Origin of the sequence: Clostridium thermobutyricum DSM 4928, from assembly GCF_002050515.1 — a bacterium.
GTDB classification, from domain to species: Bacteria; Bacillota; Clostridia; order Clostridiales; family Clostridiaceae; genus Clostridium; species Clostridium thermobutyricum.
This window is the reverse complement of sequence record NZ_LTAY01000061.1, coordinates 1-13,306: the sequence shown is the minus strand read 5'-3', so window position 1 is coordinate 13,306 and position 13,306 is coordinate 1. Positions and strand designations below refer to the sequence as shown.

The window sequence follows — 13,306 nt, the reverse complement described above, 5'->3', positions numbered from 1 at the left end:
AAATTAAGAGCAATAACAAATAAAAATTTTATTATTGCTCTTTTAATATATTTTTTTATAAAAGAATATATTATTTTATTATTAAATTTATATTTTCACATTTTTCTTTTATATTTTTTGCAGATAATATATCTGATACTATTGCATATCCATTAACCCCAATATCCTTTATAAGTTTTATATTATCTTCTTTTATTCCTCCTATAGCTACAATAGGTATATTTATATTTTTTTTAATTTCTTTCAATCCATTTAAGTAAACATTTTTAGCATCTTTCTTTGTATTAGTTGGAAATATTGAACCAACTCCAATATAATCTGCTCCATTTTTTTCAGCTAAAATTGCTTCCTCTATATTACTAGCAGACACTCCAACTATTTTTTCACTGCCAATTAATTTTCTCACATCTAAAATATCTAAATCAGCTTGTCCAACATGAACTCCATCAGCATCTGATAACATAGCAATATCAATTCTATCATTTACAATAAATAAAGCATTATATTTTCTTGTAAGCTCTCTTATCTTTTTAGCTTTAATTAAAAATTCTTTACCTAAAAGATTTTTTTCTCTTAATTGAACACATGTTACGCCTCCAGATAAAGCTTCCTCAACAGATTTATAAAAATCTCTTTCTCTTAAAATATCACTATCTGTAACTAAGTAAAATTTTAATCTATCCATTTTAATACCTCATTAATTTTCTAATGCTATATTCCAAAAATCTAATTCATATTCACTACATTTTTTAAATATAGTTATTAATCTTTTCTCTTCTTCACTACTTATATCCTTACAAATGCAATCGATATAATCTAACCATTCTTCAGTACAATCTGTATATGATTTACCACTATACATTTCTATCCATTCACTATAAAAATTATTTTCTTTTTTAGAAACATCCTTTAAATATTTAGCTATAAAATTATAGCTCCATGTGCATGCTAAAGTTGCTATAGCTATTTCTCTTACCCCTTCTTTTATTCCTACTGCTAACATATAATTAGTATAATTTTCATTATTTTTATGAGGATTAATTTTTTCTACCTCTTTTGGATTAAGTCCAAACTTTTCCATATATTTTATATGTGATGCTTCTTCTTCCATAATTCCAGAAATAGAATTATATAAAAATCTCATTTCATTCATACTATTAGATTTAGTAATTCCCAAACAAAAAACTTTTGAATATTCTTTTAAATAAAGATAATCTTGTATTAAATATTCTTTAAACTTCTCCTTATCTAATTCTCCTGTTTTCATTCCTTTTATAAAAGGATGTTCTAAATATTTATTCCAAATCTCCTCTACTTCTTTAAATAGCTTATCTCTAAATTTCATATACATAATCCTTTCTAACATCACTTAAAATTTTATCATTTAAATTAGATATATTATCTAAGATATTAATTTTAAAAGATCCAAATCCATTAGAATTTTTAGCTGCTAGCTCTCCACAAATACTCATAGCTAATGTTCCATACAAAGCAGAATCTAAATTGGACTCACCAATTCCTAAAAAGCTTCCTATTAAAGACGCTGTCATACATCCAGTTCCAGTTACTCCTTTTAACATTTTATCTCCATTAGGTATTTTTATAACTTTACTACCATTTGTAATTACATCTTCTTTTCCTGTAGCTACTAATACTGAATTTAAATTTTTTGATAAATTCATCAAAAAATTTTCATCCATATTTTCATCATTAGAATCTACTCCTTTTCCTTCCGATATTAATCCTCCTATTGATTTTATTTCAGCTAAATTTCCTTTTATAACTGAAAACTTAACTTCTTTCAATAATTTTTTAGTAAACTCTAATCTCGTTTTTGTGGCAAAACAACCTACAGGATCTAAAATTATTGGTTTATTTAATTTATTTGCTATTTTTCCTGCTTTTAAAAATAAATTTAATTTTTCTGATGCCATAGTTCCAATATTTATTACCACAGCATTAGCTAATGGAACTATTTCTTCTACCTCTTCTAAAGAATAACTCATTATAGGACTAGCACCTATCCCTAACGTAATATTTGCACAATCATTTATTGTAACTTCATTTGTATAATGTAATATTAATGGATTTTTTTCTCTTAATTTTTTTATTTTCATAATTTCCCCTCCCTAAATTCCATCTATATAAATTTATAAAAATGATTAACGGGTCCTATTCCATGTCCTATTTGATAACTATATTTAATAGCTTCTGTAATATAATTTTTACTTTCCTTCACTGCTTCATACATAGATTTTTCTAAAGCTAAATTAGCTGTAATAGCTGATGATAAAGTACATCCAGTCCCATGAGTATTTTTTCTATTTAACCTTTCACTTTTAAAAATTTCAATTTTATCTTTATTTAATAATAAATCTATTGCTTCTCCATTTAAATGCCCCCCTTTTATTAATACATATTTTGGCCCTAACTCTAATATTATTTTTCCAGCCCTTTTCATATCTTCAATATTGTCTATTTTTATTTCAGATAATTCTTCTGCTTCTGGTATATTTGGCGTAACAATATCTGCTAAAGGAATTAAATATTTTTTTAATGCATTTTTAGCATTTGGATTAAGAAGTGAAAAACCACTTTTAGATATCATTACCGGATCTAACACAATATTAGGTAGTTTGTATTTCTTTAGTAAATATGCTAATTCTTTTATTATTTCTTCTTCTGAAACCATTCCTATTTTAGTTGCTTTTGGTGGAATATCTTCAATTATTGATTCAATTTGAGATTTAATTATATCCACACTTAAATTTTCTACTTTTAAAACTCCTTTAGTATTTTGAGCTGTTACGGCTGTTATTACACTCATTCCATAAGTTCCTATAGCACTAAAAGTTTTTAAATCTGCTTGAATTCCTGCGCCTCCTGAACAATCTGATCCTGCAATAGTTAAAGTTTCAACTTTATATTTTTCCATTTTAATTTCCCCCCTAATAAAAAAAGCTATATTCCAAAAAGGAATATAGCCTAAAATATTATTCTACAAATTTCAAAACTAAGCTTCCCTTCGCTGGCATTATCCATATCAGGTTTAAAGGGTTAATATAAAAATATCTCTCAGCCAATAGATTGGCACCCCTAGCTAAATATTCTATTTTTAAATAATTATTACACTCATATTTATTTTTGTCAAATATTATTAGGAATTTGCAATTATAATTTACTTTCCATAAAATATAATTGATTATATTTTATTTATAGATCATAATCAGACTATAACTAAAGAGAAAGGGGTTAAATTTTATGAAAGAAACTTTAAATTATGATTCTTTATTAATTTTATCTACTGTAGCATTTTTTACACCGTTTCTTGTTTCAAAGTTAAAAAGAATAAAAATTCCTTATCAAGTAGGTGAAATTTTTATAGGAATTATTTTAGGAAAAAGTTTTTTAAATATTATAAAACCAGATGTTTGGATATTATTTTTATCTAATCTAGGCCTAGCATATCTTATGTTCTTAAGTGGGCTTGCTATAAATTTTGATGACTTAAAAAGAGGTGAAGGAGAAAGTTTAAAAAATTCAAAAATATTTTTAAGTATAAAGATGATAATAGTATCCCTTATAACTTCTATATGTCTTTCTTTTTCATTAAAATTAGTTGGGATTGAGAGTGGAACATTATTTTTTGCTTTATTATTCACGGCAGCAGCACCAGGACTTCTTGTTCCAATATTAAAATCAAAAAATATAATAAGTAGTAATTTTGGCCAGTCACTTCTTATATTTGGAATAATAACTCAACTGTTAAGTCTTATAGGCGTTACATTTATATCTTCAATTTCACTACATGGTTTATCTTTTAAGAGTTTTACATTCTTAATAATTTTTGCAGCTGCTATATTAATTTATTTTATATCTAAATTTATTTTTAAAACAAATGATTTTTCAGCAATGGCTTTTAAAAATCTTCATATTAGTGTTAGAGGAGCATTTGTTCTTGTACTTATATTAGTAGCTATAGCTCAAAAAGTTGATTCTGAAATAATTTTAGGTTCATTCTTAGCTGGAATGGTATTTTCACTTCTTGTTGGAAAAGCAAAAGATGAAATATCTCACCAATTAGATGTTATAGGATATGGATTTTTAATTCCAATATTTTTTATAATGGTTGGAGTTAATATTGATTTAAAATCAATTATTGATAATCCAAGTGCTATTTTAAAAATTCCTGTATTCATCATTATATTTTTCTTAGTTAAATTTATTCCATGTCTTCTCTTAAAGAAAAAATATGGAATAAGGAATGTTCTTGCTTCATCTATGATTTTAACAGCACAATTAAGTTTAGTAATTGTAGGAGCTCAAATAGCTTTAAATTTACACTATATAAATATATCAGATTATTCTGCTTTCGTTGTAACTACAGTTATAACTTGTATAATCTTTCCTATTTTATTTGAAAAATTTATTGTTGAAGATTCAAATACTGTAAAACAAGTTAAAGAAGAAGATAAAATAATAATAAGAGAATTTATATTAGGAAGTGAATGGTATTTTGGAAAGCCTCTTAAAGATTGTAGACTTCCAGAAGGATGTAGAATATTCTCAATAACAAGAGATGAAGAAGAAATAATGCCTTCTGCAAATACTGTTTTACAAGCAAATGATCTTATTATATTAGCTGGTATAAGAAGTGCTGTTGAGGAAACAATAAATATGTTATCTATATGTAATTTAGATTTACCTGAATAGAAATATAATTATGAATTTTATTAAAAATACTTTATATTACCGAAATTCTATTTTATATATTATTTTTATAATATATAATTAATTGAAACAAAAGATAAAGGAGGTATTTTTATGCTTAATTTTGACTTTTACAATCCAACTAAAATTATTTTTGGACGTGATCGTTTAAATGAACTTGATAATTTAATAGATAAATCTGCAAAAATAATGATTCTTTATGGAGGTGGAAGTGTTAAGCGCTTTGGAACACTTGATAAAGTACTTAATGCATTAAAACCTCGTAAAGTAATTGAATTTTCAGGAATAGAAGCTAATCCACAATATGATACTTTAATGAAAGCTATATCTATTGCAAAAGAAGAAAAAGTTGATTTTCTTTTAGCAATAGGTGGAGGCTCAGTTATGGATGGAACTAAATTCGTTTCTCTTGGAGCATTTTATCCTGGAGATCCAGCTGAATTATTTATAAATGAGCCAGAAGCTAATAAAAAAACTACTAAAGCTATTCCTCTTGGAACAGTATGTACTTTACCAGCAACTGGATCAGAAATGAATCGTGGTGGAGTTATTTGTTATAAAGATTCTAAGCTTAGTTTTCATAATGATTTAGCTTTTCCTAAATTCTCATTTTTAGATCCAACTTTAACATTTACTTTACCTGAAAAGCAAATTGCTAATGGAATTGTTGATACTTTCATTCATGTTTGTGAACAATATATTACTTATCCTAATGAAGGAAGATTCCAAGACAGAACTTCTGAAGGAATACTTAAGACTTTAATTGAAATAGGTAAAAAGACTTTAGTTGAAAAAGAAAATTATGAACTAAGAGCAAATCTTGTATGGTGTGCTACTATGGGACTTAACGGTTTAATTGGTGCTGGAGTTCCTGGTGATTGGAGCTGTCATATAATAGGTCATGAACTTACTGCTAAATTTGGAATAGATCATGCAAGAACTTTAGCAATTGTTCAACCAAGTTTATGGAGAGTTAGAAAAGATAAAAAGAAAGATAAACTTGTTCAATTTGCTGAAAGAGTTTGGGATATAACTAATGGAAGTGATGACGAAAAAATTGAAAAAGCTATAGTTAAAACTGAAGAATTTTTTAATAGTTTAGGAATTTCTACAAAATTAAGAGATTATGATGTTTCTAAAGATTCAATTCCATCTGTTATTGAAGGTTTAGTTGAATATGGAAAAACTAAGCTTTCTGAAACTGGAGATTTAACTCCTGATATTGCACTAAAAATTTTAGAGCTTTCTTATTAAAAAATAGCGTATTTCAATTTTTGAAATACGCTTTTTTTAATTTATATATTATAATAAAACTTCTTTTAAATACTTTTCAACTATTTCTTTTAAATCCCCTATATAATTTATCTTGTTTATATAATTTTCTTCTATTACTGCAATATTAAGTATAACTTTATTTTCTTTTACTTCCAAAGTTAAGCCTATAGGAACTTCTATAAATAAATTTATTTTTCCGAAGGAAACTTTTTCTTCATTACATAAATAATTATGAAAGTTTTCTGCTGAATACTCATATACCTCTCCACTATTTATTCTATATTGTATACCATCTAAAAATCTAAAATAATTAACATTTTCATCAGCTACTCCTCCGATTAAAAGAAATAATCCTTTTTGATTAGATAAAATACTTTTTAAATAATTTTCTTTATTATCATTTTTAATTTTTAGACTTTTAATATCATATAAATCTATTAAACTAATTAAATCTTCATTTTTTAACGAAAAAAATATTTTTTTAAAATCACTTTCATATCTTTCTAAAAACTTTTCTAATTTACTTATATCAAAGCTCCAATTATTCATTCTTTATAATTTCTCCTAAATCTATAATAATCTATCTAATTATATCGGCTTAACTATTATAATTCAAATAAATTTGATTTTATATAATTATAATAGTATTATGTAAGCTGAATAAAAATTGTTTAGCTTTTAGCTAAGAAAGGTTGAATTGATGAATTTTAAAGAACTTGGAATAAATAATACTCTAATAGATGTTTTAAATAAAAATGGCATAAAAACACCTACAGAAATACAAGAAAAGACTATTCCTTATATTAAAGATTTTAAAGATCTAATTGGTGAAGCAAAAACTGGTACTGGAAAAACATTATCTTTCCTATTACCTATCTTTGAAAATATAGATGAAAATAAAAACTATATTCAAGCACTTATTATATCTCCAACAAGAGAGCTTGCCATTCAAATCACTTCAGAAGCTGAAAAATTATATGAAGGAAAAAATATTAACATTTTATCTCTTTACGGTGGAAAGGATATTTCAAGCCAATTAAAGAAATTAAAAAATAATATTCATCTGGTAATATCTACTCCTGGTAGACTTTTAGATCATATAAAACGAAATACAATAAACTTAAAATCTTTAAAAACTATTGTTTTAGATGAAGCAGATCAAATGCTTTTAATGGGATTTAAAAATGAAATTGATATAATAATGAAAGAACTTCCTAAGAAAAAGCAAACTATCTGTTTTTCAGCTACTATAGATAGTAAAGTAAAAAAATTAGCTTATCGTTACATGGAAGACCCTATAGTTGTTTCTATTGAATCTGAAGAAGTAACTTTAAGCAATATAAAACAAGAAGTTATTTTTGCAACTGATAGATGGAAAAGAGATGCTTTATGCACTGTTTTAAATGAAGATAATCCATTTATGGCTATAATATTTTGTAGAACTAAGCGTCGTGTAGATGAATTAGAAGAGGATATGACTAAAAGAGGCTTTAATTGTGCTAAACTTCATAGTGACATTCCTCAAGCCAAACGTGAAAGAATAATGAAATCATTTAGAAAAGCTGATATACAATATCTAATTGCTACAGATGTAGCTTCAAGAGGTATTGATGTTACAGGTGTTGATACAGTATATAATTTTGATTGTCCTGAAACTCCTGAAAGTTATATTCATAGAATCGGTAGAACAGGTAGAAAAGGAGAAAAAGGATATACTTGTATTTTTATAGCTGATAAAGACCGTAATCTCTTTAAGACTATTGAAAACTCTATATCTCTTAAAATTCCTACTCGTGAAGTAGATATAATAAAAACTTATAAATAAAAAATAAACTTGTAGTTTTAAATCTACAAGTTTATTTTTTATTTTCTCATTTCTTTTATTTCATTTATTGAAAGTCCTGTCTTAATAGAGATTGTCCAATCATCTAAAACATCTAGTAAATTTCTAGCTATTTCAAATTTGGCTTCCATTTTCCCTTCTTCTTTTCCTTTTTCTTTTCCTAATTCTAATCCTTCCTCAAGACCTTTTTCATGAGATAATTTTTTAGTATTATTAAGTGCAACTAACTTATCTTGTATCATTTTTTCTCTTAACTCATAAAATTCTCTTTGTTTCTTATTATTACTTAATTTAATTAATATTTCTTTTGCTTTCTTTATTTCAACATATTGTTCTTCGACTGTTTTTATATACTCACTTTCAGGATCTTTTAAAAACTCTATCCATGCTTTTAAAATAGTATTTTCATTAGAATTTCCAACTTTTTCAATTTCTATATAATGGATTTCTTGAATGTCCGTAAGTTCTTCATTTGTTTCGATTTCTTTTAATCTATAAGAATTATGAAATCTATCGTTTTCTATTTCTTTTTTATTTAATATATTTATACCTATTGTTCTTTTTAATGTAGAACAATTTCTGCGTTCTGTAATATCAGAATCATAAAGTTTACACCAAGAATAAATACTTCTATTTATTATGTTAAATTGATTATCTAATCTTATTTCTATGTTTATATCTTAATTTTTCTTATTTTTTCCTTTAAGTTCAATCCTAGAGAATTTATCATCTAAAAAGTGCTTTTCTTTTTCATAAATTTCTAGTTTTAATTCCCTAATTTCGTTTCTACCAAGTATTGAATTTACAAAAGAAATCAATATATCTGATTTTTCTTCATAAAAAAATAAATTTTTAAATACGAAATCTACCTTTGGATCTAACAAAAAATTTTTATACATAAAATCCCTCCTTCATACTTTTCCTAATTACATAATATTTGATAAAATTTTGAAATATTTTTTTCTAATTTAACAATAAAAATTATAAAAAATCCTATGGATTTAAAGCTTTTGCTTTACCATAGGATTTTTTTATTGCTTTACTACTATAATTTTTTCTTTATTAAATTCATTTATATCTGATTTTTCATCTGTTATTATAAAACCTTTATCAATATCTAGAAATTTTACCTTCTCAATTTTATTAAATTTACTATTATCTGCAAGTATATAAACTTCATTAGCTTTTTTATATAATGCCTCTTTTATTTTAGAGTCCTCAACAGATTTAGTTGTAAAACCATATTTTATATCTATTCCATCTGTTTCAAAAAATACTTTATCAAAAGATATTTTATTTATTTCATTTATTACATTTTCTCCGAAAGTACATAAATTTGAAGTAATATTTCCTCCAAATAAATATGATTTTATTTTTAGTTTCCCCAATAATTCTGCACTTTTCAAACTATTAGTAAAAACAAAAATATTTTTCCCATTAATATTTTTTATTAAAAATTTTGCTGTTTCACTACCATCAATAAATATATAGTCATTTTCTTCTATCAAATTTGCGCTTAACTCACCAATTAGCCTTTTTTCATGAATGTTTTTTTCTACTTTTTTATCAGAAAGAGTGCTATTTAATTTATCGCTTAAACTTTTTGCTCCTCCATGAATCCTCTTTAAAAGACCTCTTTTTTCTAAAACTATTAAATCTCTTCTTATAGTTGATTCTGAACTATTAGTTGCTCCTGCTATCGTACTGGATTTTATTACTTCATTTTCATCTAATAAATCTAATATAACTTCATATCGTTTTTCTGTTAACAATTCTAGCACCTCTTATAATAAATATATATTTATATTTTGCACTTTAATAAATGAAAAATCAATCATTTTCGGTCAATTTTTTTTATTTTCTTTCACAAAATAAAAGGAGGGATAAAAATCCTCCTTTTATATTATTGTAACTCTTTAATTTTAGAATTATTTTTTCCATAAACAAAATATGTAATTAAAATAAATACTAATATTATAGCAAATATAATCCATGTTATTTTAGGTAAATTAGCCATTAAAAATAAACAACTAGCTGTTCCTAATATAGGTATTATAGGAAACAATGGTGTACTAAATTCACGTTTTAGATTTGGATACCTCTTTCTAAAAAATATTACTGAAAAAGAAACTGTTCCATAAACAAGTAAAAAGGCTATGCTAGAGAAACTTGCTAACAGCTTCATGTTAAAAAATCCTGCGAAAATAGCTTCTAAAATTCCAATTATCCATAATGCAACTATTGGTACATCTTTTTTATTATTTCTACCAAATATTTTTGGTAATAATCCATCTCTACTCATAGTGGCTAGTATTTGTGATGTTGTAAAATTATTAGCAAATATTACTGCTAAAATACCAATAACACTTCCTAAAGAAACTATTAATGCTATTTTAGGTTTTCCAACAATAGTTAATCCATATGAAAGTGCATCTGCTACATCTAAGTTTTTATATGAAGTTAATCCAGTAAGAACTGCTGAAACAGCTATATAAACTAATATACAAATACCTAGTGAAGCTAATAAACCTATTGTTAAAGACTTCTTTGGATTCTTTACATATGGAGCAGCCGATGCTATGGAATCAAATCCACAATAAGCATAAAAGACTGCTGCTGCACCACTTAAAACTCCAGTAATTTTATACGGTAAAAATGGAATCCAATTTGAAGATGTAATGTGAAATACTCCAATAAGAATAAATATTGCAATTACACCAACTTTTATTAATACTATTATATTGTTTACCTTTTTACTTTCTCTTGTTCCTATAGATATAACAAATGTTATTAATAAAATAGCTATTATTGCTGGAAGATTAACTATTCCTCCATCGCCTGGAATATTAGATAGAGCTTTTGGAAAATTTATTCCTAACTCACTTAAAAAACTTACGAAGTAAGCACTCCATCCTGCTCCAACTGTAGCTGTAGATAAAACATATGCTACCGAAATTGATAGCCCAACTATATATGCAAAAAGCTCTCCTAACGCAACATATGCAAATGTGTAAGATCCTCCAGAACTTGGAACAGCTGAACAAAGTTCACCATAACAAAGTACTATTATAGATGCTACTATTCCCCCAATTAAAAATGAGAGCATAACCCCAGGACCTGCCTCTTTAGCAGCTATTATTCCAGTTAGAACCATAACTCCTGTCCCTATAACAGAACCTACACTTAATAAAGTTAAATCTAAAGCACTCATATTTTTCTCATTTGAATTAATATGCCTTGAAACGCTTTTTATATCTTGAACTCTAAAAATACTCATCTAATTCTCCTTCTTTAGTTTTGTTTTAAATTTATATATATAGTATGTCCTTTGATGAGATTTTAATTATATATATATAATTTTTTTTATAATTTAATAAAATTTCCTTAAAAAAGAAAATTCATATATATAACTATAATAAAGTATTTCATTATGCACAATAAAATTAATATACTATTTTCAAAAAATTTAAATATATTGAAAATAATTTTATAAAAAAAGATATCCAGCGTGTGGATATCTATACATTTCTAACTTTAGGTTTATTTAATTTTCCTTTTACTATTTTTCTTTTTTTATTCTCATATATAGAGAGTTTAACTTTATTTTTTAATATTAAAAATAATACTATACTAATTACTAATAATACTAATGAAACTAATATTAGCTTTATATCAACAGTTATCATTGACACCCAAAATGATATAATAGTTATTCCTGAGATTATAAATACAATTCCCTTTATTAAACTTAACTTTTTCAATGCTAATAAACTTATTTTGTTATTTTCTTGTAATCTTTCTAAGTCATCATTAAGATAAGCTAATGTTATAACTATTCCTAATATTAATGCTATTATCGTGTATATTATCATTAAATCACCCTCATCTTTAATAGTTATTTCTTTGTTTATCTTAAATATATCGTATTTCTTACTTTATTTAATTAAAAAAAACTTAAGCTTATATTAAAGGTCTTTAAATTCTTCTATTGCTTTTTTTATAAGGAGTGTTTTTTCAGCTTCATTTAAAATTAAAGAATGTTCATAAATCTTATCTAATTGTTTTCCTTCTCTGAATCCTATTGCTCTAGCTTGTCCCCCTTCAATTTCTATTAATATTGTTATTCCATTTAATAGTTTTATTGTTTTTCTTTCTATCGCTATAAAACCAGTTTCAAATTCAATCAAATCCATATATACAGACTTGTCTATAATATTTCCTAAAAATTTTTTTAATTCTATATCTTTTTCATATTGCTTTAAAATATCTAAATACTTATTATTTATTATATTTTCATTTATATTAAAATCTTCAGCTATTTTATCTAATATTCTCATAGATTGAATTATTCTATTTGTACATTCTGTATATTCTGTATAAATTAAGTCTTTTTTATCTTTAGATAACTTTCCTCCATTTTTTATTATATCTTTAGCTACACTTTCTTCTATTTCGCTAATAATTTTACACATATTATTCTTTCCCCTTCTTTTTTAAAATCAATTTAATTATACATCATTCTGTAATCGGTACCAAACGCTTTTAAAATTATTATTATTATGAAAATTTTTTGTATTATTTTTTAATTTTTATTGAGTTTTATACATTTTTTTTGAAATATTTTTAATTATAAAATTATAATTTACTTAAAAAAATAAAAAAACATCTAGAAATATTTAATATTTCTAGATGTTTTTTTAATAAGTAGATGTTATAGCCCAATTCTTTCCATCTTTTTTTAATTCTATAGTAATATCTTCTTTCTCTAATTTTTCACCTTTTTTTATTTCAGAAATAATTAAATCTACTGATTCATTCATTAATGCATTTTTATCTAAATCTTCTAACTTAGTATTTTTTAATTTTTCAGCAACTAAATTCTCTATTTTCTTTTTGAATTCTAATTGATCAATTGTTGGAACAGTAATTAAATATTCTACTTCTGCAGTATCATTTTCTATAGTTTCTTTTTTCTTTTCTATTTTTATACCATCTATTGTAGCTTTTTTAAATTCTTCAAATTTTTCTCCTGCTCCATATGATTCAAATTCTTTTTTTACACTATCAAACATTTCACTTATATTCTTTGATGCTTCTATAGCATCTTCTTTATTACTTACACTTGAATGGATTAGATCTAAAGTTTCTTTTTTTACATTTTCATCATTAAAATCTTTCTTTGTAATATTCTCTAAATATTTAGATGCAACTTCTTCTGGTGTAGAAGTTGTTCCTCCACAAGACGCAAATAATAAAGTTCCTATCATTAATACCCCTATTAATAATATACCTCTTAATTTTTTCATAAAATTCCCCCTGAATTTAATTATTATTTATTCCCCATAACAATTTATAATCTAATATAATTATTTTATGCCTAATTTTTATTTAATTGTTTATTTTTAGATCATTATTAAAATCTAAAGGTCAGTTAAGGTCAATGTAAAAGATTATAGG

General features: G+C 24.6%; 13 protein-coding genes, 1 pseudogene and 1 riboswitch. Of the genes and pseudogenes, 3 read left to right on the top strand and 11 right to left on the bottom strand.

Features of this window, described 5'->3' with window-relative positions; genetic code table 11:
• Positions 1–70: 70 nt before the first annotated feature.
• From thiE to thiD, 4 genes are read right to left on the bottom strand one after another with little or no spacing between them, the layout of a single operon-like run.
• Positions 71–691, bottom strand: a complete 621-nt coding sequence (gene thiE / locus CLTHE_RS11970; protein WP_423237265.1) for a thiamine phosphate synthase — start codon at positions 689–691, stop codon at positions 71–73.
• A gap of 6 nt (positions 692–697) precedes the next feature.
• Positions 698–1,345: a thiaminase II gene (tenA, locus tag CLTHE_RS11965; RefSeq protein ID WP_080023650.1), complete on the bottom strand. Its 648-nt coding sequence runs from the start codon at positions 1,343–1,345 to the stop codon at positions 698–700.
• The gene (thiM, locus tag CLTHE_RS11960; protein ID WP_080023648.1) at positions 1,335–2,117 is read right to left on the bottom strand and encodes a hydroxyethylthiazole kinase; all 783 of its coding nucleotides are present in this window, start codon (positions 2,115–2,117) and stop codon (positions 1,335–1,337) included. Before thiM ends, tenA begins: the two co-directional genes overlap by 11 nt.
• Before the next feature lie 23 nt (positions 2,118–2,140).
• Positions 2,141–2,935, bottom strand: a complete 795-nt coding sequence (thiD, locus tag CLTHE_RS11955; protein ID WP_080023645.1) for a bifunctional hydroxymethylpyrimidine kinase/phosphomethylpyrimidine kinase — start codon at positions 2,933–2,935, stop codon at positions 2,141–2,143.
• 68 nt (positions 2,936–3,003) lie between these two features.
• Positions 3,004–3,108: riboswitch (TPP riboswitch) on the bottom strand.
• Between the two features lie 153 nt (positions 3,109–3,261).
• Between thiD and CLTHE_RS11950 the strand changes: the two genes are divergently transcribed.
• Both CLTHE_RS11950 and CLTHE_RS11945 read left to right on the top strand, forming a co-directional pair.
• Positions 3,262–4,713 (top strand): cation:proton antiporter, encoded by a 1,452-nt coding sequence (locus tag CLTHE_RS11950; protein WP_080023643.1) that lies wholly within the window; start codon positions 3,262–3,264, stop codon positions 4,711–4,713.
• 111 nt (positions 4,714–4,824) lie between these two features.
• On the top strand, positions 4,825–5,985 hold the full coding sequence (locus tag CLTHE_RS11945) for an iron-containing alcohol dehydrogenase (protein ID WP_080023640.1): 1,161 nt from the start codon (positions 4,825–4,827) through the stop codon (positions 5,983–5,985).
• Between the two features lie 48 nt (positions 5,986–6,033).
• On the opposite strand, the gene CLTHE_RS11940 is transcribed toward CLTHE_RS11945, so the two are convergent.
• Positions 6,034–6,555 carry a hypothetical protein gene (locus tag CLTHE_RS11940; RefSeq protein WP_080023637.1) on the bottom strand — a complete coding sequence of 174 codons (522 nt, stop codon included), beginning with the start codon at positions 6,553–6,555 and terminating at the stop codon, positions 6,034–6,036.
• Positions 6,556–6,706: 151 nt separating this feature from the next.
• On the opposite strand from CLTHE_RS11940, the gene CLTHE_RS11935 reads away from it, so the two are divergent.
• Positions 6,707–7,831, top strand: coding sequence for a DEAD/DEAH box helicase (locus tag CLTHE_RS11935; protein WP_080023635.1), 1,125 nt, complete (start codon positions 6,707–6,709; stop codon positions 7,829–7,831).
• Positions 7,832–7,869: 38 nt separating this feature from the next.
• Here the strand turns inward: CLTHE_RS11935 and CLTHE_RS11930 are convergent.
• From CLTHE_RS11930 to CLTHE_RS11905, 6 genes and pseudogenes are all read right to left on the bottom strand, one after another.
• Positions 7,870–8,748 (bottom strand): annotated as a pseudogene (locus CLTHE_RS11930) (Rpn family recombination-promoting nuclease/putative transposase).
• 132 nt (positions 8,749–8,880) lie between these two features.
• Positions 8,881–9,621, bottom strand: coding sequence for a DeoR/GlpR family DNA-binding transcription regulator (locus tag CLTHE_RS11925; RefSeq protein ID WP_158082727.1), 741 nt, complete (start codon positions 9,619–9,621; stop codon positions 8,881–8,883).
• Positions 9,622–9,752: 131 nt separating this feature from the next.
• Complete coding sequence (locus tag CLTHE_RS11920; protein ID WP_080023630.1) at positions 9,753–11,126, bottom strand: APC family permease; 1,374 nt, start codon at positions 11,124–11,126, stop codon at positions 9,753–9,755.
• A gap of 241 nt (positions 11,127–11,367) precedes the next feature.
• On the bottom strand, positions 11,368–11,721 hold the full coding sequence (locus CLTHE_RS11915; RefSeq protein WP_080023627.1) for a hypothetical protein: 354 nt from the start codon (positions 11,719–11,721) through the stop codon (positions 11,368–11,370).
• Positions 11,722–11,814: 93 nt separating this feature from the next.
• Positions 11,815–12,321, bottom strand: a complete 507-nt coding sequence (locus CLTHE_RS11910; RefSeq protein ID WP_080023625.1) for a hypothetical protein — start codon at positions 12,319–12,321, stop codon at positions 11,815–11,817.
• 225 nt (positions 12,322–12,546) lie between these two features.
• Positions 12,547–13,155: a hypothetical protein gene (locus CLTHE_RS11905; protein WP_080023622.1), complete on the bottom strand. Its 609-nt coding sequence runs from the start codon at positions 13,153–13,155 to the stop codon at positions 12,547–12,549.
• Positions 13,156–13,306 lie beyond the last annotated feature (151 nt).